The following is a 26684-nucleotide window of genomic DNA, read 5'->3' as shown; positions in this document are numbered from 1 at the left end:
TCAGGCGATCCGTCGGTGCCACCGGGGAGAATGCCCCCATGGCACGGCCCACCAAGCAGGAGCTCCCCGACGACTTCGAGGAGCACATCCTCGACACCGACATCAAGCAGGAGATGGAGTCGTCGTTCCTGGAGTACGCCTACTCCGTCATCTACTCCCGGGCGCTCCCCGACGCGCGCGACGGCCTCAAGCCGGTGCAGCGCCGGATCCTCTACACGATGAACGACATGCGGCTGCTGCCCGACCGCGGCCACGTGAAGAGCGCCCGCGTCGTCGGTGAGGTGATGGGTCGGCTGCACCCCCACGGCGACAGCGCGATCTACGACGCGATGGTGCGGATGGCCCAGCCCTGGTCGATGCGGCTGCCGTTCATCGACGGCCACGGCAACTTCGGCTCGCCGGACGACTCCCCCGCCGCGATGCGCTACACCGAGGCCCGGATGGCGCCCGCGGCCGTCGCGATGACCGCCTCCATCGACGAGGACACCGTCGACTTCCGGCCCAACTACGACAGCCGGGAGTTCGAGCCCTCGGTGCTGCCGGCCGCGATCCCCAACCTGGTCGTCAACGGCACCACCGGCATCGCGGTCGGCATGGCCACCAACATGGCGCCGCACAACCTCGTCGAGGTCGTCCAGGCGCTGCGCCACCTGATCAACCACCCGAACACCGACGTGGACGGGCTGATGCGGTTCATCCCGGGCCCGGACCTGCCGACGGGCGGCAAGATCGTCGGCCTCGAGGGGATCCGCGACGCCTACGAGACCGGGCGCGGCACCTTCCGGATGCGCGCGACCGCGCGGGTGGAGTCGGTCACGCCGCGCCGCAAGGGCATCGTCGTGACCCAGCTGCCGTACGGCGTGGGCACCGAGAAGGTCATCGAGCGGATCAAGACCCTGGTCCAGGGCAAGAAGCTCCAGGGCATCTCCGACATCAAGGACCTCACCGACCGCGAGAAGGGGCTGCGCCTGGTCATCGAGGTCAAGAACGGCTTCCACCCCGAGGCCCTGCTGGAGCAGCTGTACAAGCTGACGCCGATGGAGGACACCTTCGGCATCAACAACGTGGCGCTGGTCGACGGCCAGCCCCGCACGCTCGGCCTGCGAGAGCTGCTCCGGGTCTTCCTCGACCACCGGTTCGAGGTCGTACGGCGCCGCTCGCAGTTCCGGCGCAACAAGAAGGCCGAGCGGCTGCACCTCGTGGACGGCCTGCTGATCGCGCTGCTCGACATCGACGAGGTCATCCAGGTCATCCGGACCAGTGACGACGCCGCCGCGGCCCGCGAGCGGCTGATCTCGGTCTTCGACCTCTCCCAGGCCCAGGCCGACTACATCCTCGAGATGCAGCTGCGCCGGCTGACCCGCTTCAGCCGGATCGAGCTGGAGAAGGAGCAGGAGACGCTGCGCCGCGAGATCGAGGAGCTCGACGCGATCCTGAACGACGAGAAGCTGCGCTGGAAGGTCGTCTCCGAGGAGCTCGCGGAGGTCGCCAAGACCTACGGCACGCCCCGGCGCACCGTCCTGCTGGAGTCGGCCGGCACCGCGGTGACCGCCGCGAGCGTGCCGCTGGAGGTCGCCGACGACCCGTGCTTCGCGTTCCTCTCCTCCACCGGGCTGTTGGCGCGCTCCACCACCGACGGGGCGATCGGCTCCGGCGGCGACCGCGCCAACCACGACGTGGTGGTCTCGGCGGTGCGCACGACCGTCCGGGGCGAGGTCGGCGTGGTGACCTCGCGTGGACGGCTGGTCAAGCTCAGCGTGCTGGACCTGCCGGCGATCCCCGCCTCGGCGAACGACCCGAACCTGCAGGGCGGCGTACCGCTCAGCGAGGTGGTCCAGCTGGAGGCGGGCGAGCGGGTCCTCGCCCTGTCCGCGCTGCCCACCGAGGGGCCGGGCCTGGCGCTCGGCACCCGCCAGGGAGTGGTGAAGCGGGTCAACCCCGAGGTGCTCGCCCGCGAGGAGTGGGAGGTGGTCTCGCTCAAGGACGGCGACGAGGTGGTCGGCGCGGTCGAGCTGGTCACCGGCGAGGAGACGCTCTGCTTCATCACCTCCGACGCGCAGCTCCTGCACTTCGGGGCGGACGCGGTCCGTCCCCAGGGCCGCTCCGGCGGCGGCATCGCGGGCGTCCGGGTCACCGCCGGCGAGCGCGTGGTCTGGTTCGGCGTGGTCGACCCCGCGGCCCCGGACGGGTCGGTCGTGGTGACCGCCTCCGGCTCCTCGACCGCGCTGCCCGGCACCGAGCCGGGCTCGGTCAAGGTCACGCCCTTCGCCGAGTACCCGGCCAAGGGCCGCGCCACCGGCGGGGTGCGCTGCCACCGGTTCCTCAAGGGGGAGGACGCGCTGGTCTTCGCCTGGGCCGGCACCGCCCCCGCCCGGGCGTCCGCGACCAGCGGCGCCCCCGTCGAGCTTCCACCCGCCACCGGCCGACGGGACGGCTCCGGCGTCCCCGTGGCCCAGCCGATCGCCGCCTGCGCGGGTCCCGTGTCCTTGCGCGTGGACGGGCCCGTGGCAGGGTGAGGACCATGCCGCTGCAGCGACCGACCGCCGCGCTCGCCGCCCTGCTGGGCGGGCTCGTCCTGACCGGGACGCTCGCCGCCTGCGACAGCGCCTCCTCCTCGAGGTCGGAGGCGTCGCCCACCCAGGTCCTGGCGACGGCGAAGAAGACCCTCGACCGCACCAGCGGCGTCGACCTCACCCTCGCCACCGACGACCTGCCCTCCGGGGTCACGGGCGTCCAGCACGCCGAGGGCGTCGCCACCCACGCTCCGGCGTTCGACGGCAAGATCACCGTGGTGCTGGGCGGCCAGTCGGTCGCGGTGCCCGTGGTGTCCGTGGGCGGCAAGGTCTACGTCCAGCTCCCGTTCACCTCAGGCTGGCAGGACATCGACCCCGGCTCGTACGGCGCGCCCGACCCGGCCCAGCTGCTCAGCCCCGACCAGGGGGTCTCCTCGCTGCTCACCGCCACCACGGGCGTGCGGAAGGGCGACAGCGTGCGCGGCGGCACCGACAACAAGGAGGTGCTGACCACCTACTCCGGCCACGTCTCCGGCGCCGAGGTGAAGCACGTCCTGCCCGGGGCGTCCGGCGACTTCGACGCGACGTACACGCTCACCGGCGACGACCAGCTGCGCCAGGCGGAGCTCACCGGGGTGTTCTACCCGCACTCGGACCCGATGACCTACACCCTGACCTTCGAGGACTACGGCACGGACAAGGACATCACCGCCCCGTGACCACCCGGTCGACCGGCCGTCCGCACCTGCTGCTCGCGCTCGCGGCCGTCGCGGTCGCCTTCGCGGCGGCCGACACCTACGTCGTCGTGCTGGCGCTGCCGGACATGATGAACGGGGTCGGCATCGGGATCGACCAGCTGCAGCGGGCCGCCCCCATCGTGTCCGGGTTCCTGCTGGGCTACGTCGCGATGCTGCCGCTCATCGGCCGGATCGCCGACCTGCACGGGCGGATCCCGGTCCTGGTGTCCTGCCTGGTGCTGTTCGCGGCCGGCTCGCTGCTGACCACCGTCGCCTACGACCTGCCGACCCTGGTCGGGGGCCGGTTCCTCCAGGGCGTCGGCGGGGGCGGCCTGGTGCCGGCGACGCTGGCGCTGGTCGCGGACCTCTACCCCGTCCAGCGCCGCGGCGTCCCGCTCGGCGTGGTGTCGGCCGTCCAGGAGCTGGGCAGCGTGCTGGGCCCGCTGTTCGGTGCGCTCGTGCTCGCCGTCGCCGACTGGCGCGCGATCTTCCTGGTCAACCTGGCCGTCGGCCTGGTGCTCGCCGCCGCGATCCGCCTCCCCGTGCTCACCGGGCGGGAGGCGCCCGCCCGGGCGTCGACGCCCGGCCGTCCGGACCTCCTCGGCGCCCTGCTGCTCGCGGTCACGCTGCTGGTGGGCGCGGTGGTGTTCGTGCGACCCACCCAGCTGCTCCAGGACCTCACCTGGGGCCGGCTGTTCATCCCGTTCCTGCCCGATTCCTGGGGCGGTGGCGGCCGCTGGCTCACGCCGATCGGGTCGGTCGCGATCGTGGCGGGGGCGCTGCTGGTGGTCCGCTGCCTGACCGCGGCCCGCCCGCTGCTGGACCTGCGGGGCTGGTGGCGCACGGTGCGGGAGGCCGACCTCGTGGGCGCCGCCCTGCTCGCGCTCGCGCTCGCGGGGGTGATCCTGGCGTTCGCCACGGCGGACCCGAAGGTGCAGGTGTTCTCCGCGCAGGGCGGCTGGTACCTCCTCGGCTCGGCCGTCGCCGCGGTCGCGTTCGTGGTGCACCTGCGTCAGTCCCCGGCTCCCCTGGTGCCGGCCGGCGCGCTCCGGCGTATCCCCGCCTGGGGCTCCCTCGCGGTGAGCTTCTTCGTGGGCGCCGCGCTGATCGCGGCCCTGATCGACATCCCGATCTTCGCCCGCACCACGGTGTACGGCGACTCCCAGCTGATGGCCGCCCTGGTGCTGGTGAGGTTCCTGGTCGCGCTGCCGGTCGGGGCCGTGCTCGGCGGCTACCTCACCCGCACGCTGCCCGCGGGCGTCGTCACCGCGGGCGGCATGCTGCTCGCGGCGGTCGGCTTCCTGCTCATGAGCCGGTGGGGGCTGACCAGCCTCCACCACGGCACCGCGAACGCCCCGCTGCTGCTCGGGGGCCTCGGCTTCGGGCTGGCCCTGGCCCCGGTGAACGCGGCGGTGCTGGCCGCCACCGACGACCGCGACCACGGTCTGGCCAGCGCGCTCGTCGTCGTCGCCCGGATGGTCGGCATGCTGGTCGGCATCTCGGCCCTCACCACGATCGGGCTGCGGCGCTACTACGCCGAGCAGGCCGACCTGCCCACTGTTCGGGCGGTCTGCGGCGGCGGCAGCCGCTGCGCGGAGTTCACCCGGCTGCTCAAGGTCGCGGGCACCGCCCAGGAGCACACGGTCTTCGCCGGCGCCGCGGTCTGCGCGCTGGTCGCGGGTGGGCTGGCGCTCGTGCTGTTCCGCGGCGCGGGCACCCGGGCGATCGATGCGGGTGAGATGCTGCGGGCCGCCGGCTGAGGGTCCGCTAACCTACCGGCGTGGCTGACTTCGACGACCTCCTCACTGCCAATCGCGAGTTCGCTGCCGACTTCTCCCTCGGCGGCTTCGACGGCATCGCCCACGCGGGCATCGCCATCGTGACCTGCATGGACTCCCGGATCGACCCGTTGCGCGTCGTGGGCCTGCGCGCCGGCGACGCGAAGATCTTCCGCAACCCCGGCGGGCGCGTCACCGACGCGGCCCTGGAGGCGCTGGTGCTGGGGGTGCACCTGCTCAACGTGTCGCGGATCCTCGTGGTCCCGCACACGCGCTGCGCGATGACGTCCAGCTCCGAGGAGGAGCTGCACCAGCGGGTCGGCGAGTCCGCCGGCCAGGACGTGTCCTGGCAGCGCTTCCACGTGGTCGCGGACCAGGTCGCGGCCCTCGGCGACGACGTCCACCGGGTCCGCAGCCACCCGCTGATCCCGGACACGGTGCAGGTGGGCGGCTTCGTGTACGACGTCGACACCGGGCTGCTCGACCAGAAGTTCTGACCGCGGCGGCGCCGCCGCCCGTGGGTGGCACACCTCACGGCGTGCGCGACCGCGCTGTCAGGTTTCCGGCAGGACTTCGTGTCTAGCGTTCCTCTGGTGACCTCCTCACCCACCACCAGCACCAGCAGCCTGCGCGCGACCCCCCAGCCCTCCGGCCGCCGCGAGCCCCTGGCCGCCAAGGTCCCCGAGATCACCGCCCTGTTCTGGGTGATCAAGGTCCTGACCACCGGCATGGGCGAGGCCGCCTCGGACGGGCTCGGCGAGGCGAGTCTCGTGCTCGGCGGGCTGGTCGGCGTCGGCGGCTTCGTCCTCGCGCTGTGGCTCCAGCTGCGCAGCGACCGCTACCACGCCCCGACGTACTGGTTCTGCGTCTCGATGGTGGCGGTGTTCGGCACCATGGTCGCCGACGTCCTGCACGTCGCGACCGGCCTGTCCTACTACGTCACCTCCGCCTTCTACGCCTTGCTCGTGGCCGGGCTGTTCGCCTGGTGGCGGCGCGCGGAGGGCACGCTGTCGATCCATCACATCGACACCCGCCGGCGCGAGCGCTTCTACTGGGCGACCGTGCTGGCCACGTTCGCGCTCGGCACGGCCGTCGGTGACCTGACCGGTCTGACGATGCACCTCGGCTTCCTGGCCGCGGGGCTGCTCTTCCTCGCCGCCATCCTGGTGCCGCTGGCCGCCTGGCGGCTCGGCGTCAACGGCACCCTGTGCTTCTGGGCGGCCTACGTGCTGACCCGCCCCCTCGGCGCGTCGTTCGCCGACTGGATCGGCAAGGAGCACGAGATCGGCGGCGGGCTGGGCTTCGGCGACCTGAACCTCACCGGCCTGCTGGTCCTGGCGATCGCGTTGCTGGTGACCTGGGCCCACCGGTCGGGCCACGACGTCCAGCGCCCCATCCCGGTCGACGCCGAGGCCTGACCCGCCGCCGGGCGGCGTGCCTCGCGGCGCCTCAGTGGTCGGTGTCGTGCCGCTCCACCCGCTGCTGGGCCTGCTGCTGGGCCTGTTGCTGGGCTCGCAGCGTCTCCCTGGCCCGGCGCCGCTCGTCCTCCTCCGCGGCCAGCCGAGCGGCCTCCGCCTCCCGCCCGCGACGACGGATCGTCTGCTGGCCGTGGTGGAGCAGCGCGAGCCCGTCGCCGACCAGCACCAGGCCGAGGACGCCCAGCACCAGGGTCGCGTCCATGTGGGTGCGGACGCCGCCCACCACGTCACCGGTGACATACGCGAGCCACGCGCCGGCCAGCACGGCGACCCCCGACAGCCCCAGCGCCCACCCGGCAGGCTCGAAGTGGTCCTCCATCGTCTCCCCCGTTCCCGTGCTCAGGCGTCCAGCGCCTCGACGTCGACCTCGTAGGCACCCTGGACGATGAACTCCTTGCGCGGAGCGACCTCGGAGCCCATCAGCAGCTCGAAGACGCCGGCCGCCGCGTCGGCGTCGTCGACGGTGATCCGTCGCAACGTCCGGCGCCGCGGGTCCATCGTGGTCTCGGCCAGCTGGTCGGCATCCATCTCGCCGAGGCCCTTGTAGCGCTGCACCGGGTCCTTCCAGCGGATGTTCCTCTTCTTCAGCTCCGCCAGCTTCCGCTGCAGCTCCGCATCGGAGTAGGTGTAGAGGTACTTCTCCATCCCCTTCCTGGGGTTGGAGATCTCGATGCGGTGCAGCGGCGGGACGGCCGAGTAGACGCGTCCGGCCTTGATCAGGTCGGGCATGTACTTGAAGAAGAGCGTCGCCAGCAGCGTGCGGATGTGGGCGCCGTCGGAGTCGGCGTCGGCCATGAAGATGATCCGGCCGTAGCGGCGGGCCTCCAGCTCGAAGGTCCGTCCCGAGCCGGCGCCGACGACCTGGATGATCGAGGCGCACTCGGCGTTCTTCAGCATGTCGCCGACCGAGGCCTTCTGGACGTTGAGGATCTTGCCGCGGATCGGCAGCAGCGCCTGGAACTCCGAGTTGCGGGCGAGCTTGGCGGTGCCGAGCGCGGAGTCGCCCTCGACGATGAACAGCTCGGTCTTCTCGTTGTCGCCCGAGCGGCAGTCGGCCAGCTTGGAGGGCAGCGTGGAGGACTCCAGTGCGTTCTTGCGGCGCTGGGTCTCCTTGTGCTGGCGGGCCGCGAGGCGCGTCCTGGCGGCGCCGGCGACCTTCTCCATCACCAGCTTGGCCTGGGCCTTCTCGTGGCGCTTGGAGGAGGTCAGGAACGTCTTCAGCTCCGCCGAGACCACCTTGCGCACCACGCTGCGCGCGGCCGGCGTGCCCAGGATCTCCTTGGTCTGGCCCTCGAACTGCGGCTCGGCCAACCGCACGGTGACGACGGCGGTGAGCCCCTCCAGCACGTCGTCCTTGACCACGTCGGCGTCGTTGACCTTCAGCGCCTTGGTGGCGCGCATCGCCTCGTTGAAGGTCTTGGTGAGCGCCTGCTCGAAGCCGGCCACGTGGGTGCCGCCCTTCGGGGTGGCGATCACGTTGACGAACGAGCGCAGCTCGGTGTCGTAGCCGGTGCCCCACCGCACCGCCACGTCCACGACCAGCTCCCGCTCGACCTCCTGCGGGGTCATGTGCCCCTGCTCGTCGAGCAGCGGCACCGTCTCGGTGAACGTGTCGGTGCCCTGCAGCCGCAGCACGTCGGTGACCGGCTCGTCGGAGGCGAGGAAGTCGGCGAACTCGGTGATGCCGCCGTCGTGGCGGAACTTCTCCTCCACCGGGCCCTCGCCGTCGGAACCGGCGCCGCGCAGGTCGCGGATGACCAGCTCGAGGCCGGGGACGATGAACGACGTCTGCCGCGCCCGACCGAGCAGGCCCTCGAGCTCGAAGACCGCGTCCTTGGTGAAGATCTGGCGGTCCGGCCAGAAGCGGATCCGGGTGCCGGAGCGTCCCTTGCCGACCCGGCCGCCCTTCCGGGTCAGTCCCGACCTCGCCTCGAAGCCGGCGGTCGGCCCGTCGCCGTCGAACACGCCCGGGACGCCGCGGCGGAACGAGAGGCCCTGGGCCGACGGGGAACGGTCCACGTCGATGTCCATCCGCGCCGACAGCGCGTTGACCACCGACAGGCCGACGCCGTGCAGGCCCCCGGTGGCGTTGTAGGAGCCGCCGCCGAACTTGCCGCCCGCGTGCAGCTTGGTGGCCACCACCTCGACGCCGGGCAGCCCCGTCTTGGGCTCCTTGTCGGTCGGGATGCCGCGGCCGTCGTCGTGCACCTCGACCGAGCCGTCCCCGTGCAGGGTGACCTCGACCCGGTGTGCATGGCCCGCGAGCGCCTCGTCCACACCGTTGTCGATGATCTCCCACAGGCAGTGCATCAGGCCCCGGGTGTCGGTGGAGCCGATGTACATGCCCGGACGCTTCCGGACCGCCTCCAGCCCCTCCAGGACGAGGAGGTGCGCGGCGTTGTAGGTGTTGTCGATCGTCGGCTCCCAGCGTGCGAAATCCGTCTCGGATCCCCAACGGACCCGGTGCTCGTGCACCGCTGAATCTACCTGCGACACGCCGGGCGCCGCCGGAGGCTCGCCTTCCCGGCGGCGGGGGCGGGCAGGTCTACCGTGAGCGCACGTCACGATGCGGACACGATCGGGCCCCGGCTCGGATATCCGCTGCGGGACCGGCCACGCACGGGCCACACTTCAACAGGGCTAGAAGACTCTCCCCCCATATGGGTGATCCGAGGTGTGGGACCCCGGAGGGAGGGGAAGTAACTCCATGATGGGATATGCGTGTCGGGTGCCACGTGGCGCCGGGAATCTTTGGTCCCCGTCGCTACGTTGAGGAAGACACGATGAACAGAAATGAGGCCGATGTGACCACTGCAGTTGCCCCAACCGCCGCGCTGACCGCTGCGGACCGCTGCGACCGTTGCGGAGCCCAGGCCTACCTTCGTGTGGAGCTCCAGGCCGGCGGTGAACTCCTCTTCTGCGCGCACCACGCGCGGGAGCACGGTGACAAGCTGCGAGAGATCGCGGCCAACGTCCACGACGAGACGCACAGGCTCGCACCCACCCCTGCCTCGGTGCCCGACGACGAGCACTGAGCCCGACCCAGACCACCCCACGGCCCCGGACATCGTCCGGGGCCGTCGGCATTTCCGGCGGTTCCCGGCCGCCCGCGTCGGTGTGCGAGGGTGTGCCGCGTGAGCATCCTGCTGTCGCTGCTCTCGGCGATGTCCTACGGCCTGTCGGACTTCGTGGGCGGCGTCACCGCCAAGCGGACCAGCCCCTGGTCGGTGGCGTTCGTCGCCGCCCTCGGTGGGGCGGTCCTGGTGGCCTGCCTGGCCCTGGTCGTGGGCGGCTCCCCCGGCCCCGCCGACTACGCCTGGGGCGCGGTCGCAGGCCTCGGCAACGGGTTCGGTACGGCGTTCCTCTACCGAGGCCTGTCCTCGGGCCGGATGGGGGTCGTGGCGCCGGTGTCGGGGGTCGGCGCGGCGACGCTGCCGGTCGTGGTGGGCGTGCTCACCGGCGAACGGCCGGGCGCGCTGGTGTGGCTGGGCGTGCTCGCCGCGCTGCCGGGCATCTGGCTGGTCGCCCGGGAACCGGCCACCGGACCGGCCCCGGTGGGGTCCGGGGTCACCGACGGCGTGCTGGCCGGCCTCGGCTTCGGCTCGCTGTTCGCCGCGCTCGCCCAGGTCCCCGAGGAGGCCGGCTTCCTGCCGCTGGCGCTGAACCAGCTGGTGGCCGCCCTCACGATCGCCGTGGTGGCGGCCCTGCTCGGTGCCACCTGGGTCCCCCGCGACCGTCTCGCCCTCGGCGGACTGGTCAGCGGGTTGCTCGGCGCCGTCGCGACCGCGTCGTTCCTGGTCGCGACGCACGGTGGCTACCTCACCGTGACCGCGGTGATCGCCTCGCTCTACCCCGCGTTCACCGTGCTGCTGGCGGCCTCGGTGCTGCGTGAGCACGTGCACCGGGCGCAGGCGCTCGGCCTCGGGCTCTGTGTCGTCGCGGTCTCGCTCGTCGCGACCGGCTGAGCCGCCGCGAGCTCGGGCTTTCCCGGCTCGGGTAGACATGAGGCATGAGCGAGAACCCGACACCGCCGTCCCACGAGCCCGCCGGTCCCTCGGCTGACGCCGCCCGCGGCCCGGAGGCCCCGGCCACCCCTGCCGCCCCGGGGAAGGACCCGCTGCGCGGGTCGCGCACCAGCGGGTTCTGGGCCGCTGTGATCGGGCTCGGACTGGTGCTGATCCTGCTGGTGATCTTCATCGCGCAGAACACCCAGGACGTCAGCGTGTCGTTCCTGGCGTGGTCCGGCACCGCTCCGCTCGCGGTCAGCCTGCTCATCGCCACGATCGCCGGGCTCTTCCTCGCCGGCGTCGCGGGCTCGCTCCGGATCCTCCAGCTGCGGCGCCGGGTGCGGCGCGAGAAGCGTCGCTGACGCCGAACGCCGACGGCCCGCCGCGATGAACGTGTCGCGGCGGGCCGTCGGGGCGTGTCGGTGTCGTCAGTCCAGGTAGTCGCGCAGCACCTGCGACCGCGAGGGGTGGCGAAGCTTCGACATGGTCTTGGACTCGATCTGGCGGATCCGCTCGCGCGTCACGCCGTAGACCTTGCCGATCTCGTCGAGGGTCTTCGGCTGACCGTCGGTCAGGCCGAAGCGCATGCTCACCACGCCGGCCTCGCGCTCGGAGAGCGTGTCCAGCACGGCGTGCAGCTGCTCCTGCAGCAGCGTGAACGAGACCGCGTCCGCCGGGACGATCGCCTCGGAGTCCTCGATCAGGTCGCCGAACTCGGAGTCGCCGTCCTCGCCGAGAGGTGTGTGCAGCGAGATCGGCTCGCGGCCGTACTTCTGGACCTCGATGACCTTCTCGGGGGTCATGTCGAGCTCCTTGGCGAGCTCCTCCGGAGTGGGCTCGCGACCGAGGTCCTGCAGCATCTGCCGCTGGACCCGAGCAAGCTTGTTGATGACCTCGACCATGTGCACCGGGATGCGGATGGTGCGCGCCTGGTCGGCCATGGCCCGGGTGATGGCCTGCCGGATCCACCAGGTCGCGTAGGTCGAGAACTTGTAGCCCTTGGTGTAGTCGAACTTCTCGACCGCACGGATCAGGCCCAGGTTGCCCTCCTGGATCAGGTCCAGGAACAGCATGCCGCGGCCGGTGTAGCGCTTGGCCAGCGACACGACCAGACGCAGGTTCGCCTCCAGCAGGTGGTTCTTGGCGCGGCGGCCGTCCTCGGCGATCCACTCGAGCTCCTCGCGGAGCTTCTCGGAGACCTTGCCGCCCTTGGCGAGCTTCTCCTCCGAGAACAGGCCGGCCTCGATCCGCTTGGCGAGCTCGACCTCCATCTCGGCGTTCAGCAGCGGCACCTTGCCGATCTGCTTGAGGTAGTCCTTGACCGGGTCGGCGGTCGCACCCGCGACCATGACCTGCTGCTCGGGCTCGTCGGTGTCGTCGGCGGCGGAGACCACGAAGCTGGCGGACTTCTCGTCCTGCTCGATCGTCGGGTCGGCCGCGACGTCCTTCTCGAACTGCTCGTCGGGCACGTCCGGCAGCACCTTCTTGCCGTCCGGGCCGATCACCGGGGCCGCGCCCTCGGCGGGCACCTCGACCTCGACCTCGACCTCGGCGGGCTCCGCAGCGGCCGCGGCCGCCTTCTTCGCCGCGGCCGACGTGGCCGGCTTGCGGGCCGGCGCCTTCTTGGCCGCCTTGGCGGTGGTGGTCTTGCGCGTGGACGTCGCTGCGACGGCCCGCGAGCTGGTCGCGGTCACGTGCACGGAGATGCCGAGCGCGCTGAGATGGGCCAGCAACGCCTTGAGGTGGCGTGGCTCGACGGCCGCGTCCTCACTGGCCTGGCGCACCTCCTCTGGGGTCAGGCTGCCCGTGGGCGTGCCCTTCTCGACCAGGGCCGCGACGGCAGGGTGCGACAGCACCTCGGCAGGGAGCAACTTGCGTGCGTTCGAGGACACGAACACCTCTCGTAACTGGCAGTTCAGGACCACGTGGGCGCGGCGAGGCCCGGAGTCGTCAAGGCCGCGGGTTCATTCTGCCACGTGGTGGGTGAGGATCGGTCATTCACCCGGACATGGACGGCGTGACCTTGGCCGCCGCCTTCTTCTGCTTCTTGAACTCACGCACCTTCTGCAGGGAGTCGGCGTCGACGACGTCGGCCACCGAGCGATACCCCTCCAGCGCGTAGTCGCCGGCCACCGTCTCCCAGCCCTCGGGGCGCACGCCGAGCTGCTTGGCGAGCAGCGCCACGAAGATCTGCGCCTTCTGCCGGCCGAAGCCCGGCAGCTCCTGGACCCGGGCGAAGAGCTCCTGGCCCGTCGCCGGCTCCGTCCACAGCCGGGTGACGTCGCCGGCGTACCTGGAGTCGACCAGCGCGGCCAGCTCCTGCAGCCGGGAGGCCATCGACCCCGGGAAGCGGTGGATCGCCGGGGGCTGGCTGCACAGCTGCTTGAACGCCTCCGGATCGGCGGCGGCGATCGCCGCGGGCTCCAGGGTGTCGAAGCGGCTCAGCACCTTCCAGCCGCCCCGGAAGGCGTGCTCCATGCCGTACTGCTGGTCGAGCATCATCCCGACGACGACGGCGAACGGGTAGCGGTCGAGGACGTCGTCGGCTTCCGGCAACCCGGTCATCTGGAACGACATGGGGCCATCCTCCCCCACCGGGCCAATACCGGCCCCGGCGGGACTCAGGCGCCGGCCTTGACCGCCAGGACCGGGCAGTGGGCGTCCAGCAGGATCCGCTGGGCGTTGCTGCCCAGGATGAGCTTGCCCACCGGGGAGCGGCGGCGCAGCCCGATCACGATCAGCTCCGCGGAGCTGGCCTCGGCGATGCTGATCAGGTCCTCGGCCGGCTCGAAGCCACGCACCAGCTGACGGACGTCGTAGGTCACGCCGGCCTCGTCGAGCCTGGCGCGGACGGCGGCCATGTCCGACTCGGCCCGCCGGGCCGCCTCGCCGTCGAACTCCTGGCCACCGCGGTGCGAGTTGACCACCACGAGGTCGGTGCCCCGCAGCTTCGCCTCGTCGATCGCCCGGTCCAGGGCGGCCTCGCCCTCCGGCTTCGGCACGTAGCCCACCACGACGGTCCCCATCGGCCCTCCTCGTCTCGACTCCCGGCCGCGCTCGCGACCCGCCGGTCAACCTACCGGCTGCCGGCCACCGGCGGCAGCCTGTGGAGGGCTGCGCGCACCGGAGGTCGCGACCGGGCAGGGTGGGCCGCGAGGGGGCCGGACGAGGGGGATCGCGTGGAGGGCATCACCGAGCCGGTCGACCGGGCGCTGCAGCGCGTCCTGCGCCGGGCGGTGCTCGACCTGGCCGGGGAGGCCCGGCGCCGCCCGCCCGTCCGGGTCAACGTGGGCGACCCCACGGGGTCGCGAGCGTCCTTCGTCGAGGAGCCCGGCCTCGACCATGCGCTGCGGGCGGACGTGCTCGCCGCCCTGGTGGCGCGCACCCGCGGCGCCACCCGGGTGCCGTTGGTGTGGCTGACCCGGTCGGGCGAGGCGGTGCTGCAGGACGCCGACGCGGCGTGGCTGGCCGCGGCCCGCTCGGCGTACGCCGAGGCGGGTCTGCCCCTCACGCTGGTCGTGGTCACCCGGCAGGGCTGGTGGGACCCGCGCAGCGGCACCGCCCGCGCCTGGCTCCGGCCGCGGGACCGCTCGCGTCACCGGTGAGGCGAGGGTCGGCGGCGCTCACTCGTCCCAGGCGTGGACGGGCTCGTTGCTGTGCATCCGCTCCCGGTAGTCCAGCAGCGTCGCGCGCAGCGCGTCGAAGCGCTCCATGTCCGCGCGCCGGGCCATCCGGCGCACGAACCACTCGGCGCCGTTGGTCCCGGTCAGGCAGCGCTGCTCGATGATGCCCAGCAGCCGGTCGCTCTCCTCCGCGGAGACGCCCCAGTCGTCCAGGCCCTCCTTCGCCAGCGGCAGCAGGCGTCGCAGCACCAGCTCGGTGGCGCGCACCTGACCGACGCCCGGCCAGTAGACCTGCGCCTCGATGCCCTCGCGCGCGGCCACGTGGAGGTTCTCCTCCGCGGCGCTGAAGGACATCTGCGACCACAGCGGCCGCGGGCTCTCGGCGAGCCGGCGCACCAGGCCGAAGTAGAAGGCCGCGTTGGCCATCGTGTCCGCGACCGTCGGCCCGGAGGCGAGCAGCCGGTTCTCCACGCGCAGGTGGGGCAGGTCGTCGACCACGTCGTAGACCGGGCGGTTCCAGCGGTAGACGGTGCCGTTGTGCAGGCGCAGCTCGGCGAGCTGCGGGGTGCCGCCGGACTCGAGCACCTCGAGCGGGTCCTCCTCCTCCAGCACCGGGAGCAGGGCGGGGAAGTACCGGACGTTCTCCTCGAACAGGTCGAAGACCGAGGTGATCCAGCGCTCGCCGAACCACACCCGCGGCCGCACCCCCTGCGCCTTCAGCTCCTCGCTGCGGGTGTCGGTGGCCTGCTCGAACAGCGGGATCCGGGTCTCCCGCCACAGCTGCCGGCCCAGGAGGTACGGCGAGTTCGCGGCCAGCGCCAGCTGCACCGCCGCGATCGCCTGCGAGGCGTTCCAGTACGCCGCGAACTGGTCGGGCGAGGTCTGCACGTGGAACTGCGTGCTGGTGCAGGCCGCCTCGGGCACGATGGAGTCCGCGGTGGTCCGCAGCCGTTCCTCGTCGCCCGCGATGCTCAGCGTGATGTCCTCGCCGCGGGCGTCGAGGATCTGCTCGCTGAGCAACCGGTAGCGGGGGTTCCGGCTGAGGCTGGCCACGCTCATGTGGCCCTCGGCCAGCGTCGGCAGGATGCCGATCATCACCAGGTGGGCGCCGACCTGGGAGCTCTTCTCCTCGGCGTGGTTGAGGCTGCTGCGCAGCCGCTCCTCGAAGGCCGTGAGGCCGCCCTCGCGCAGCTTCGCGGGCGGCACGTTGATCTCGAGGTTGAACTGGCCGAGCTCGGTGACGAAGTCCGGGTCGGCGATCGCCTCGAGGGCCTCGTCGTTCTTCAGGGCCGGGTCGCCGAGCTCGTCGACGAGGTTGAGCTCGACCTCGAGCCCGGTCATCGGGTCGTCGGTGTCGAAGCGGGACTCGCGCAGCATCCGGGCGAACACGTCCAGGCAGCGGCGTACCTTCTCCCGGTGCTGGGTGCGGTCGCTCCGGGAGAACTCCTGCTGCTCCACGTCTTCGCCCATGAGCGGAAATCTAGGGGGTCCCGCCTGAGGAAGGGGAGTACGACGTGTCGGCTCCCCGCCAGACCGCCTCGCTGCGCGCGACGAGGTCGGCGACCACCCCGGTCAGGGCCCCCGTGCGTTCGTACGCCGCGCGCTGCCGGGCCGCTCCCCCGCAGGCCAGCACCCGGGTGACGCCCTCCGCCACGCGGGCGTCGTCCCCGGCCTCGACGAGCTCGGTCGCCACCTCGGAGACCAGCGCCTCCAGGGCCTCGCGCGCCGGCACCAGCCGGCGGCAGCCCGGGTGCACCAGGGTGTCGGTGAGGCCGACCCGCGAGGCGCGCCAGTGCGCGGCGCGCAGCGTCTCGGTCCGCCAGGTCGGGGCCTCGGCGCCCGCCCGCCAGTCCCGGGCGGCGTGCTCGACCAGGCCGCGGACCAGGGCCGCGAGGAACACCGCATCGGCGGGATCGGTGCAGGTGTCGAAGATCCGCACCTCCACCGTCGGCTGGTGGGCCGAGAGCCGGGCGTCGAAGTAGAGCATCCCCACGTCCCTGGCCGCGCCGGAGGCCATCAGCTCGCGGGCCAGCTCCTGGTAGGCCGCCAGCGACCCGAACGCCGCGGTCGGTCCCGCGGTCGGCCAGCGCGACCACAGCTGGGAGCGCCACGAGGCATAGCCGGTGTCGCGGCCCTCGAAGTACGGCGAGTTCGCACTCACCGCCCGCAGCACGGGCAGCCAGGGGCCGATGCGGTCGATCACGCCGACCCCCTCGGCGCCACCGGTGACCGCGACGTGCACGTGCATCCCGCAGGTGCCGGCCCGTCGGGTGATCTCGGCGTAGCGCACCATCATGTCCTGGTAGCGCTCGTCGGGAGTCAGCAGCGGCTCGTCGGGCAGCGGCACGGTGGCCACCGCGGCCGCGGCGAGACCGACCGCGCGCGCCGCCCTGCCCGCGACCGCGCGCGCGGCACGCAGCTGCCGCTCCAGCGAAGCGAGGTCGGTGACGGGGTCGGTCCGGGTCTCCAGCTGGTGCTGGAAGAGCTCCTTGTCCAGCCCGTGGCTGGCCCGGACGGGCCGCACGCCGTACTGCTGATGGTGGGCGGCGAGGACCTCGGCCGAGCGCGGGCTGGCCCGTCCCGTGAGGGGGTCGACGAGCAGCAGCTCCTCCTCGACCCCGACCGTCCGCACACCCATGCCGCATCGTAGGTCGGCGGGGCCGGGTCGCGACTCCCCCGCTGTGACCTATCCGGCCGGCTGGGCCCGCATCCGCTCCCACTCCGACGGCGGCACGGCCTCCGCCAGCAGCTCCCCGAGCAGGCACGCCGTCGGGTGCTCGGGCTCCACCGCGCGGCAGAGGTCGACCGCGCACCAGGCCAGGGCGCCGTGGCCGGCGATCCAGGCGGCGAGGCCCAGCAGCACGGCGGGGGCGGCCAGCAGCCGGTCGGGGCTGCGCCGGACCAGGTCGGTCCACAGGGCCACGTGGCCCGGCGCGTTGCCGCGGTCCATCAGGAACAGAGTGGCATCGCGGACCGCCACCTCACGCACGGCGCCCAGGAGCCGGGCGGCCTCGGCATCGTCGGGCACGGTCCCGTCCCGGACGTGGCCCGCGACGACCTCCGCGACCCAAGCCGCGGCGGCCGCCGGCTCGCCCGGCTCGCCCCGGCTGAGCGCAGCCACCAGCGCCGCCACCCGGGCCGGATCGCGGTCCAGGGAGCCGGCCAGGGCCGCACGGCTGGCGTGGGTCACCACGCCCTCCAGCACCGCCTGCGCGGTGAACCGGTGCGAGGACAGGTCGTAGGGCGTCCCGGTCCACGGGACGGCCGCCCGGCCGGGCACCCACGGGTAGCAGCGTCGCCCGTCGGCGCGCAGCGCCTGGACGACGTCGATCTCGCGCTCCTCGAACGCCGCCACGAGGGCTCGCCCGGCCTCGGCGGCCTCGCGGTGCTCCGCGGCGAAGGCCAGCAGCACCACCTGCCGCACCGCGTGCCGCACCGCCGGCTCGAGCAGCGCCTCCACCGCCGCCCTGATCGCGGCGGGCCGGTCGGCCGGTGGCAGGTCCAGGCGCGCGTGGAAGGCCTCGGCACCACCGAAGGTGAGCAGCACGACGGAGTCCTCAGGCACGAAGCCGAGCACCACCGGCACCATCGCCACGAGGTCCTCGGGGGTGCGGGCGACCAGCCGGGTCGCCGGAGTGGGAGTGGTCATGGCGGCACGGTGCCCCGGTCGGGGTCCCGCCGCGGGGGTGCCGGCGGCCGGCTGTGCAGAACCGTACGGGAGGCCCGGCTGTGGACGGTTCGTGGGCCGTCGGCGCCCCGGGGTACCTTGCGGCCATGCCGCGGGACGAGGAGCGCTGACGTGCGCGCCCACGCCTCGGTCCTGCACCTGGACCTGGACGCCTTCTTCGCCGCGGTCGAGCAGCGCGACAAGCCCTCGCTGCGCGGCAAGCCGGTGGTCGTCGGCGGGGTCGGCGGCCGCGGGGTGGTCGCGACCGCGTCCTACGAGGCGCGCCGCTTCGGCGTCCGCTCGGCCATGTCGACGCGCGAGGCCCGGTCCCGCTGCCCGCACGCGGCCTTCCTGTCCGGCCGGTTCCACGCCTACCGGGAGTCCAGCCGGCTGGTGATGGGCGTGCTGCGCTCGGTCTCCCCGCTCGTCGAGCCGCTCTCGCTCGACGAGGCGTTCGTCGACCTCGAGCACGCCGGCCTGCCCGACCTCGAGGTCCCGACCGTGACCGGCTTCGCCGAGCAGCTGCGCGCACGGGTCGCCGAGGCCACCGGCGGGCTGACCGCCTCGGTCGGGGTCGGCACGTCGAAGTTCATCGCGAAGGTCGCCAGCGACCTCGACAAGCCCGACGGCCTCGTGGTCGTGCCCCCGGGCACCGAGGTCGAGCTGCTGCGGCCCCGGCACGTCTCGGTGATCCCCGGGGTGGGACCGGCGACGGCGGAACGGCTGCGCCGTACCGGCATCCACACGGTGGCCGACCTGGAGTCGGTGAGCCTGGAGGAGCTGGTGCGGCTGCTCGGTCGCGCCCACGGCACCGGGCTGTTCGCGCTCGCCCGGGCCGAGGACGACCGGCCGGTGGTGCCCGAGCGGGAGGCCAAGTCGGTCAGCGTCGAGGGCACCCACGACACCGACCTCACCGACCGCCGGTTGATGGAGGCGCTGCTGACCCGCCAGGCCGGCGAGGTCGCAGCACGGCTGCGCAAGCACGGCCTGTCGGGCCGGACGGTGACGATCAAGGTGCGGCTGCACGACTTCACCACGCTCAGCCGCTCCACCACCCTGGCCTCGCCCACCGACCGGACCACCACGATCGCCCGGCTCGCCCGCGGGCTGCTCACCGACCTCGACACCTCCGGGGGCGTCCGCCTGCTCGGCGTGGGTGTCTCCGGGCTGGCGGACTGGATCCAGGACGACCTGTTCAGCGAGCTCGCCGAGGAGGAGGACGAGGAGGAGACCCCCGTCGAGGTCGAGGTGACGACGGGCCGCCGGCGACCGACCTGGGCCCCCGGCATGGACGTCGAGCACGCCGACCTCGGCCGCGGCTGGGTCTGGGGCTCCGGCCGGGGTGTGGTGACGGTCCGCTTCGAGACCGCCGACTCCCCCGCCGGTCCGGTGCGGTCGTTCGCCGAGGGCGACCCGGCCCTCAGCGCCTGGGTTCCCGCGGAGGCCGGGGAGGACCCGGCGTGACGCCGAGTCCGGGGCCGGCCGGGTCCGCCCGATAGGTTCGGGCGCATGGAGTCCTCCGACGTCTCGTCCGCCACCAGCCCGCCGAGCACCCCACCGGGCACCCCACCGGGCACCCCGCCGGTGAGCCCGCCGGTGGTCGAGCGCCGCCCGGTGACCACGGAGGTGCACGGGAAGGCCCGGGTGGACGACTACGAGTGGCTTCGGGACAAGGACGACCCCGCGGTCGCGGCCTACCTGGAGGCGGAGAACGCGTGGACGCAGGCCCGGACCGCGCACCTCGCCGGCCTGCGGCACACGATCTTCGAGGAGATCAGGGCGCGCACCCAGGAGACCGACCTCTCGGTGCCCACCCGGATCCGGGGGCACTGGTACTACTCGCGCTCCTTCGAGGGCCGTGAGTACGGCGCCACCTGCCGCGTACCCGTCCGGGGCGCGGACGACTGGAGCCCGCCGGCCCCGGCCGAGGACTGCGCGGCCGACCAGCCGGCGCTGCCCGGCGAGCAGCTGCTGCTCGACCTCAACGAGCTCGCCGAGGGGCACGACTTCTTCTCCCTCGGCGGCTCCTCGGTGAGCCCCGACGAGCAGCTGCTGGCCTACTCCACCGACGTCACCGGCGACGAGCGCTACACCGTGCGGGTCAAGGACCTGCGCACCGGCCGGCTGCTGGACGACGAGATCACCGGGGTGATCGGCGGTGCCACCTGGAACCGAGAGGGCACCGACCTCTACTACACCACCGTCGACGAGGCCTGGCGCGCGGACAAGATCTGGCGGCACCGGCTCGGCACCGCCCAGAGCGAGGACGAGCTGGTCCACCACGAGACCGACGGCCGGTTCTGGGTCGGCGTGGGGCGCACCCGCACCGAGCGGTTCCTGGTCATCGCGGCCGGCTCGAAGACCACCAGCGAGTACCGCTACCTCGACGCCGACGACCCGGACGCGGGCTGGCGGGTGTTCGCCGAGCGGCGCGAGGGGCTGGAGTACAACCTCGAGCACGCGGTCGTCGGCGGCCAGGACCTGTTCCTGGTGCTGCACAACGCCACCGGCCCCGACTTCGAGATCGCGACCGCACCGGTGGCCCCGACCCCGGCCGAGCAGTGGCGGCCGCTCATCCCGCACGACCCCGCCGTACGCCTGGAGGACGTCGACGCGTTCGCGGGCCACCTGGTCGTGCACCAGCGCAGCGACGGGCTCACCCAGCTGCGCATTCTCGAGCTCGGCGACGCGCCCGAGCGGCTGGTCGCCGACGACTACCTGGTGCACTTCGACCAGGAGGTCTACACGGTCGGGTCCGCGGGCAACCCCAGCTTCGAGCAGCCGACGGTCCGGCTGGGCTACACCACGATGGCGATCCCCTCCTCGCTCTACGACTACGACGTGCGCAGCAGGGAGCTCACCCTGCTCAAGCGCACGCCCGTGCTCGGCGGCTACGACCCCGCCGACTACGAGGAGCACCGGCTCTGGGCGAGGGCCGAGGACGGCGAGCGGGTCCCGATCTCGATCGTCGCGCGGCGTGGCGCTCGGGAGGACGACGGCGGCGGCACCCGGCCGATCCCGGTGCTGCTCTACGGCTACGGCGCCTACGAGATGTCGATGGACCCCTACTTCTCCAAGCCCCGGCTCTCGCTGCTCGACCGCGGGGCCGGCTTCGCGATCGCGCACGTGCGGGGCGGCGGCGAGATGGGCCGCCGCTGGTACGACGACGGCAAGCTGTCCCGCAAGCAGAACACGTTCTCCGACTTCATCGCCTGCGCCCGCCACCTCGTCGAGACCGGCTGGGCCGAGCCGCACACCCTGGTCGCCGAGGGCGCCTCGGCCGGCGGGCTGCTGATGGGCGCGGTCGCCAACCAGGCGCCGGAGCTGTTCGGCGGGATCGTGGCCGGCGTGCCGTTCGTCGACGCGCTGACCACGATGCTCGACGCCGGCCTCCCGCTCACCGTCACCGAGTACGACGAGTGGGGCAACCCCGAGGACGACCCCGAGGTCTTCGACCAGATGGCGTCGTACGCGCCCTACGACAACGTCGCGGCGCTGGACTACCCACCGATCCTCGCCGAGACCTCGCTCAACGACACCCGGGTGCTCTACGTCGAGCCGGCCAAGTGGATCGCGCGGCTGCGGGCCACGGCCGTGGGCCGGCGGGACTTCTGCCTGCGCACCGAGATGGCCGCCGGGCACGGCGGCGTCTCCGGACGCTACAAGTCCTGGCACGACCGGGCGTTCACGCTGGCCTGGATCCTCGACCGGATGGGGCTCGCGGACGCCCCGGTGGCGCCGCTGGACCAGACCGTCACGGGGACGCCGGGCTGAGAACTGGCTGAGAGTTTCACGCGGACGCAACTCCAACCCATCCCCAACCGTAGTTGGTTACGAAGAGTTCATAGGACCGGCGGGATAGTCCGGGGAATCTCCGGGTACGTCGGGACGTTGGACAGGACGTGTGGCCCAGCGGCGACCAGCAGGTGGCCGGGCCCGTGAGCAGAGGAGGGCGTCCATGGCGACCAGCACCGCAACGGTCGGTACCCGGGTCGGATCGCGAGAGATCGAGGGTCGGGACAGCGTCGGGCTGTACCTCGACGAGATCGCCCGCAACCCCCTCCTCGACGCCGCCGCCGAGGTAGAGCTTTCCAAGACGATCGAGGCCGGCCTGATGGCCGAGCACCTCCTGGCCACCGGCCGGGTCGGCCGCCGCAAGGGCGGCGCCCCCATGTCGGCCACCCGCGAGGAGCTCGAGTGGCTGGCCGAGGAGGGCCGCCAGGCCGTCGACACGTTCATCACCGCGAACCTGCGGCTGGTGGTCTCGATCGCCCGCAAGTACGGCCGGGCCCAGATGCCGATGCTGGACCTGATCCAGGAGGGCAACACCGGCCTGATCCGCGCGGTCGAGAAGTTCGACTACACCAAGGGCTACAAGTTCTCCACCTACGCCACCTGGTGGGTGCGCCAGGCCATCACCCGGGGCATCGCCCAGCAGGCGCGGGTCGTGCGACTGCCCGTGCACGTGGTCGAGGAGCTGAACCAGGTGGGCGGCGCCCGCCGTACCCTCGAGCGCCAGCTGGGCCGCGACCCGGAGCCGCAGGAGATCGCCACCGAGCTCGGGATGGACGTCGACCGGGTCCTGGACCTGATGGCCTGGGGCCGCGAGCACGTCAGCCTCGACTCCCCCGTGGACGAGGACGGCGACACCTCGCTGGGTGACCTGATGGCCCAGGAGACCTCGCCGAGCCCGGACCTCACGGTGCTCGACGTCGAGTCCCGCGAGCGGCTGAACCGCCTGGTCGGCCAGCTCGACGACCGGGCCGCCGACATCATCCGGTCCCGCTACGGACTGGTCGACGGCCGCCAGCACAAGCTCGCCGACATCGGCGCCAAGCACGGCATCTCCGCCGAGCGGGTGCGCCAGCTCGAGCGGGAGGCGCTGCAGAAGCTGCGCCGCCTCGGCGACCCCGACCTGGCTGCCTGAGCGCCGCCCCACCGTCGCCGGGCTAGCCCGCCCGTCCGACCAGCTCCTCGAGGACCTCCGTCACCCTCCGGCGGAGGTCTTCGAGCGTCCCGGTGTTCTCGATGACGTACGTCGCGACCGCGCGCCGCTGCTCGGGGGTCGCCTGGGCGGCCATCCGGGCCAGGGCGTCCTGCTCGCTCATGCCGCGCAGCGCGGTCATCCGCTCGACCTGGACCGCGGCCGGCACGTCCACGACGATGACGGCGTCGAAGCGATCCGCCTGCCCGGTCTCGGTGAGCAGCGGGATGTCGTGGACGACCACCGCGTCCGCCCCCGCTGCCGCCTCCAGCTCCGCCCCCCGGGCCCGCACCCGCGGGTGGATGATGCCCTCCAGCACGGCCCGCTTCGCCGGGTCGGCGAAGACGAGGCGGCCCATCGCCGGTCGGTCCAGCTGACCGTCCCGGGTCAGCACGCCCGGGCCGAACGCCTCGACCACCTCCCGCAGCCCGGCGGTGCCGGGGGCCACCACCTCCCGGGCCAGCTGGTCGGCGTCGACGACCACCGCCCCCAGCTCCGCGAGGATCGCCGAGACCGTGCTCTTGCCCGAGGCGACACCGCCGGTGAGTCCCACACGCATGGCCACATGCTCCCATTCACCCGAAGGAAGGTATTCACAACTGGAGCACAGGAAACACTGGCTATCACGAGCCCCAGTGCTTAGGGTGCAACGGCCGGACCGCACGTGATCCACGTCATAGGCCGGCGCTCTCACTCCTTCACCATCCAAGAAGGGCTCAACAGTGTTGTCAGGAAACAGGAAATGGCTGTCCGCCGCCGCGGTCGGCAGCACGGCGGTCACCGTCGCGATGCTCGGGATGCCGAGCACCGCCGCCGTGGGTCACCGTCACGGACCGTCGCTGTCGGCCTCCTCGCCGGCCCGCGGCAACGAGGGGCACGCCCGCAGCCCCGAGGACTTCGACCACCGCGACCTGAGCGGCCCCGCGCTGGTCAAGGCCCAGCGCGCCGTGGCCCGCCAGCAGAGCGCCTCGGCCGAGAAGTACCTCGCCGGCCTCGGCCCGGAGGCGATCGTCGACATCGACCCGCTCACCGGCACCCCCCGCCAGCTGGGTCGCCTCGACGGCTACCTGTCCGGGCCCCACCACGGTTCTGCGCGGGCCGCCGCGCTCGACTTCGTCCGGTCCCACCTCGACGTGCTCGGCCTGACCGCCGACGACCTCTCGACGCTGGTCTTCCGCAAGGACTACGTCGACTCCCTGGGGATCCACCACCTGTCCTGGGCGCAGCACGTGGGCGGCACGCCCGTCTTCGGCAACGGCCTGCGGGTCAACGTCACCCGCGACGGCCGGGTGCTCTCGGTCCTGGGCTCCCCCGTCTCCGGGCTCGCCGCGATGGCACGGCAGGCCCCGTCGGCGCACCTCGACGCCGCGCAGGCACGCTCGAAGGCCGCCCGCAACGTCCACGGCTCGGTCCAGGGCCACGACGTGGCCTCGGCCCGGCGTGGCGCCGGCGCCGGCACGCACTGGGCGAACCACGACTACGCCGAGCGGGTGTGGTTCCTGTCCGCCGACGGCCTGCGGCCCGGCTGGTCGACCTACGTGCAGACCGGCGACGACGCGGCGTACCAGCACGTGATCGACGCCGCCACCGGCAAGGCGCTCTACCGGCACTCGACGGTGGACAACGCGAGCGGCGACGCCTACGTCTACGACTACTACCCGGGCGCACCGGCCGGCCCGAAGGCGCATGGCCACGGACACGGCCACCGGACCCACCCCGGCCAGGCCAAGGTGGTGAACTTCTTCAAGGAGGGCTGGCTCGCCCACGGCAGCAAGACCCTCGACGGCCGCAACGTCATCACCTGGGCCGACGTCAACGACGACGACTCGGTGAACCCCGGTGAGCAGACCGCGGTCCCGGGCGACAAGCAGGGCGCCACCGGCCGGCTGAAGACCTTCACCGACACCCAGAAGGACGCCTACCCGCCCGACGGCACGTACGGCGGCAGCCCCTACAGCGACTACGACTTCTCGAAGTTCTGCACCGCCCACTACGTGTGCACGTGGGACGCCGAGAAGGCCTCGTCGTGGAAGAAGAACCTGGCGGCGAACGAGAACAACGCCTTCTACCTGGCCAACACCTACCACGACTACTTGCAGCAGGACCCCGCGATCGGCTTCACCCCGCAGGCGGGCAACTTCACGAGCGCCGGCGGTGACCCGGTGCTGCAGCAGGTGCTCGACGGCTCGGACGTCGACAACGGCATGCCCGACTCCGGCCACATCGACAACGCGAACATGAACACCCCGCCCGACGGCACCCCGCCGACCATGCAGATGTACCTGTGGCACCAGCCGGGCTACCCGAACGACTACGACCCGTTCATGCCCACCAGTGGGGCCTTCGACGCCTCGGTGCTGCTGCACGAGTACACCCACGGCCTGTCCAACCGGCTGGTCGTGGACGCCGACGGCAACTCCACGCTGAACAGCCTCCAGGCCGGGTCGATGGGCGAGGCGTGGTCGGACTACTACGCGATGGACTACCTGGTCACCCACCACTTCGAGCGGGACACCAGCGCCGACGGCCAGGTCTTCGAGGGCAAGTACCTCATGGGCGGCCAGAAGGACACGACCGGCAAGCTGGTGCCGTTCCGGTCGATGGCGCTCGACTGCCCGGTGGACTCGGAGAGTGAGGCCTGCTTCGACACCTACAACCCGGGCGCCGACATCCAGGGCGGCTACACCTACGGCGACCTGGTCGCCATCGGCGGGTCCGCCGAGGTGCACAGCTCCGGCGAGGTCTGGGCGCAGACCCTGTGGGACATCCGCAAGGCGTTCGGCCACCACGTGGCCGACACCCTGATCACCCGGGCCATGTCGCTCGCGGCGAACGACCCGTCGATGCTCGACATGCGCAACGCGATCCTGCAGGCCGACCTGGCCGGCTACGACGGCAGCCACTCCGCGCAGCTCTGGCAGATCTTCGCCGAGCGGGGCATGGGCTACTTCGCCGCGTCGATCGACAGCGCGGACACCGACGTGGCCGAGGACTTCAACACGCCGCCGAGCCCGAAGACCCACAACGAGGACCAGTTCATCCAGGGCACCGTCACCGACTCGGTGACCGGTGACCCGGTGGCCGGCGCGACCGTCCTGGTCGCGGGCTTCGGTGACCAGTACACCGCGGTGACCAAGGCCGACGGCAGCTACACGATCGGCTTCCCGTACGGCATGTACCCGGGCACCTACCCCAAGGTCGTGGCCCGGGGCGTCGGCTACCTGACGGAGTCCCAGTCGGTCACGGTGCCCACCGGTGACCACGCCACTGCCGACTTCGTGGTCCAGCGGGACTGGGCCGAGAACAGCGGTGGCGCCGAGGTCACCGACTTCAACGGTCCCGACTACTCCGCCTACGGCTGTGGCCCGGAGGGTGCGATCGACGGCAGCCTCGGGACCGGCTGGGGCAGCACCGCCGGCGACGACGAGGGAGACCCGACGGGCACCTTCGTCCCGAAGCACGTGACGGTGAAGCTGCCGCAGGCGGTCGACGTGACCAGCTTCGGTGTCGACCCGGAGGCGACGTGCGGTGACTCGGGCAGCTCCTCGACCGGCGACTACACCATCGAGGTCTCCCAGGACGGCACGGCGTGGACCAAGGTGGCCGACGGCCACTTCGGCATCGCCGACCGCGGCCACCTCAACGAGGTCACGCCGACCGGCGCGGCCGTCGCGGTCCGCTTCGTCCGGTTCACCATCCAGGGTGACCAGGTCGAGGACGCCGCGCGTGCCAACGGCGACACCACCGGCACGTTCGAGAGCATCTGCGGTGACCCGTCGACGTCGGGTGGCTACACCGGCTGCCAGTTCGCGGACCTCACCGAGCTGACGGTGTTCGGCTCGGCGACCCCGTGACCTGCGGGACGCTCCTCGCTTGACCAGCACCACCAGGACGGGT

General features: G+C 72.6%; 22 protein-coding genes. 13 read left to right on the top strand and 9 right to left on the bottom strand.

All coding sequences use genetic code 11. The features are described from left to right. Positions 1-38 precede the first annotated feature (38 nt). The 5 genes from BJZ21_RS08375 (at position 39) to BJZ21_RS20895 (ending at position 6446) form a co-directional block, all read left to right on the top strand. Positions 39-2516: a DNA gyrase/topoisomerase IV subunit A gene (locus tag BJZ21_RS08375; RefSeq protein WP_179663314.1), complete on the top strand. Its 2478-nt coding sequence runs from the start codon at positions 39-41 to the stop codon at positions 2514-2516. 5 nt (positions 2517-2521) lie between these two features. After that, the gene (locus tag BJZ21_RS08370; RefSeq protein WP_179663313.1) at positions 2522-3232 is read left to right on the top strand and encodes an LppX_LprAFG lipoprotein; all 711 of its coding nucleotides are present in this window, start codon (positions 2522-2524) and stop codon (positions 3230-3232) included. Continuing rightward, the gene (locus BJZ21_RS08365; RefSeq protein ID WP_179663312.1) at positions 3229-5010 is read left to right on the top strand and encodes an MFS transporter; all 1782 of its coding nucleotides are present in this window, start codon (positions 3229-3231) and stop codon (positions 5008-5010) included. Before BJZ21_RS08370 ends, BJZ21_RS08365 begins: the two co-directional genes overlap by 4 nt. 20 nt (positions 5011-5030) lie before the next feature. Continuing rightward, positions 5031-5525: a carbonic anhydrase gene (locus tag BJZ21_RS08360; RefSeq protein WP_179663311.1), complete on the top strand. Its 495-nt coding sequence runs from the start codon at positions 5031-5033 to the stop codon at positions 5523-5525. Between the two features lie 96 nt (positions 5526-5621). Continuing rightward, the gene (locus BJZ21_RS20895; protein WP_218851387.1) at positions 5622-6446 is read left to right on the top strand and encodes a COG4705 family protein; all 825 of its coding nucleotides are present in this window, start codon (positions 5622-5624) and stop codon (positions 6444-6446) included. Between the two features lie 31 nt (positions 6447-6477). On the opposite strand, the gene BJZ21_RS08350 is transcribed toward BJZ21_RS20895, so the two are convergent. Next, on the bottom strand, positions 6478-6825 hold the full coding sequence (locus tag BJZ21_RS08350) for a hypothetical protein (protein WP_179663310.1): 348 nt from the start codon (positions 6823-6825) through the stop codon (positions 6478-6480). 20 nt (positions 6826-6845) lie between these two features. Further along, positions 6846-8921 carry a DNA gyrase/topoisomerase IV subunit B gene (locus BJZ21_RS08345; protein WP_343052260.1) on the bottom strand — a complete coding sequence of 692 codons (2076 nt, stop codon included), beginning with the start codon at positions 8919-8921 and terminating at the stop codon, positions 6846-6848. Between the two features lie 368 nt (positions 8922-9289). On the opposite strand from BJZ21_RS08345, the gene BJZ21_RS08340 reads away from it, so the two are divergent. From BJZ21_RS08340 to BJZ21_RS08330, 3 genes are all read left to right on the top strand, one after another. After that, positions 9290-9541, top strand: coding sequence for a DUF7455 domain-containing protein (locus BJZ21_RS08340; protein WP_218851385.1), 252 nt, complete (start codon positions 9290-9292; stop codon positions 9539-9541). 99 nt (positions 9542-9640) lie between these two features. Then, positions 9641-10471, top strand: a complete 831-nt coding sequence (locus BJZ21_RS08335; protein WP_179663308.1) for an EamA family transporter — start codon at positions 9641-9643, stop codon at positions 10469-10471. Between the two features lie 44 nt (positions 10472-10515). Continuing rightward, complete coding sequence (locus tag BJZ21_RS08330) at positions 10516-10875, top strand: LapA family protein (RefSeq protein ID WP_179663307.1); 360 nt, start codon at positions 10516-10518, stop codon at positions 10873-10875. A gap of 66 nt (positions 10876-10941) precedes the next feature. Here BJZ21_RS08330 and BJZ21_RS08325 read toward each other — a convergent pair whose 3' ends face one another. The 3 genes from BJZ21_RS08325 to BJZ21_RS08315 form a co-directional block, all read right to left on the bottom strand. After that, positions 10942-12411: an RNA polymerase sigma factor gene (locus BJZ21_RS08325; protein ID WP_179663306.1), complete on the bottom strand. Its 1470-nt coding sequence runs from the start codon at positions 12409-12411 to the stop codon at positions 10942-10944. A 100-nt stretch (positions 12412-12511) separates the two neighbouring features. Continuing rightward, positions 12512-13090, bottom strand: a complete 579-nt coding sequence (locus BJZ21_RS08320) for an HhH-GPD-type base excision DNA repair protein (RefSeq protein ID WP_179663305.1) — start codon at positions 13088-13090, stop codon at positions 12512-12514. A gap of 44 nt (positions 13091-13134) precedes the next feature. Beyond that, positions 13135-13539 (bottom strand): universal stress protein, encoded by a 405-nt coding sequence (locus tag BJZ21_RS08315; RefSeq protein WP_179663304.1) that lies wholly within the window; start codon positions 13537-13539, stop codon positions 13135-13137. A gap of 153 nt (positions 13540-13692) precedes the next feature. On the opposite strand from BJZ21_RS08315, the gene BJZ21_RS08310 reads away from it, so the two are divergent. Then, on the top strand, positions 13693-14118 hold the full coding sequence (locus BJZ21_RS08310; RefSeq protein WP_179663303.1) for a hypothetical protein: 426 nt from the start codon (positions 13693-13695) through the stop codon (positions 14116-14118). Positions 14119-14136: 18 nt separating this feature from the next. Here the strand turns inward: BJZ21_RS08310 and BJZ21_RS08305 are convergent, their stop codons facing one another. The 3 genes from BJZ21_RS08305 to BJZ21_RS08295 are packed head-to-tail and all read right to left on the bottom strand — an operon-like array spanning position 14137 to position 17785. Beyond that, positions 14137-15606: a glutamate-cysteine ligase family protein gene (locus BJZ21_RS08305; protein ID WP_179663302.1), complete on the bottom strand. Its 1470-nt coding sequence runs from the start codon at positions 15604-15606 to the stop codon at positions 14137-14139. 10 nt (positions 15607-15616) lie between these two features. After that, positions 15617-16774, bottom strand: a complete 1158-nt coding sequence (locus BJZ21_RS08300; protein ID WP_179663301.1) for a carboxylate-amine ligase — start codon at positions 16772-16774, stop codon at positions 15617-15619. Positions 16775-16822: 48 nt separating this feature from the next. Then, on the bottom strand, positions 16823-17785 hold the full coding sequence (locus BJZ21_RS08295) for a DUF4192 domain-containing protein (protein WP_179663300.1): 963 nt from the start codon (positions 17783-17785) through the stop codon (positions 16823-16825). Positions 17786-17935: 150 nt separating this feature from the next. On the opposite strand from BJZ21_RS08295, the gene BJZ21_RS08290 reads away from it, so the two are divergent. The 3 genes from BJZ21_RS08290 to BJZ21_RS08280 all read left to right on the top strand — a co-directional run bounded on the left by BJZ21_RS08290 (position 17936) and on the right by BJZ21_RS08280 (position 22730). Next, positions 17936-19267 carry a DNA polymerase IV gene (locus BJZ21_RS08290; RefSeq protein ID WP_179663299.1) on the top strand — a complete coding sequence of 444 codons (1332 nt, stop codon included), beginning with the start codon at positions 17936-17938 and terminating at the stop codon, positions 19265-19267. 45 nt (positions 19268-19312) lie between these two features. Then, the gene (locus BJZ21_RS08285; RefSeq protein ID WP_179663298.1) at positions 19313-21577 is read left to right on the top strand and encodes a S9 family peptidase; all 2265 of its coding nucleotides are present in this window, start codon (positions 19313-19315) and stop codon (positions 21575-21577) included. 184 nt (positions 21578-21761) lie between these two features. Further along, positions 21762-22730: a sigma-70 family RNA polymerase sigma factor gene (locus tag BJZ21_RS08280; protein WP_179663297.1), complete on the top strand. Its 969-nt coding sequence runs from the start codon at positions 21762-21764 to the stop codon at positions 22728-22730. A 22-nt stretch (positions 22731-22752) separates the two neighbouring features. Here the strand turns inward: BJZ21_RS08280 and coaE are convergent, their stop codons facing one another. Continuing rightward, positions 22753-23346 (bottom strand): dephospho-CoA kinase, encoded by a 594-nt coding sequence (gene coaE, locus BJZ21_RS08275; protein WP_179663296.1) that lies wholly within the window; start codon positions 23344-23346, stop codon positions 22753-22755. A gap of 163 nt (positions 23347-23509) precedes the next feature. Here coaE and BJZ21_RS08270 point away from each other — a divergent pair, with 163 nt between their 5' ends. Continuing rightward, positions 23510-26641 carry a M36 family metallopeptidase gene (locus BJZ21_RS08270; protein WP_343052035.1) on the top strand — a complete coding sequence of 1044 codons (3132 nt, stop codon included), beginning with the start codon at positions 23510-23512 and terminating at the stop codon, positions 26639-26641. The last annotated feature ends 43 nt before the right edge of the window (positions 26642-26684 follow it).

Origin of the sequence: Nocardioides panaciterrulae, from assembly GCF_013409645.1 — a bacterium.
In the GTDB taxonomy this organism is placed as follows: domain Bacteria; phylum Actinomycetota; class Actinomycetes; order Propionibacteriales; family Nocardioidaceae; genus Nocardioides; species Nocardioides panaciterrulae.
Note: the sequence above shows the minus strand (reverse complement) of the source record. Positions and strands in the feature narration are given on the sequence as shown.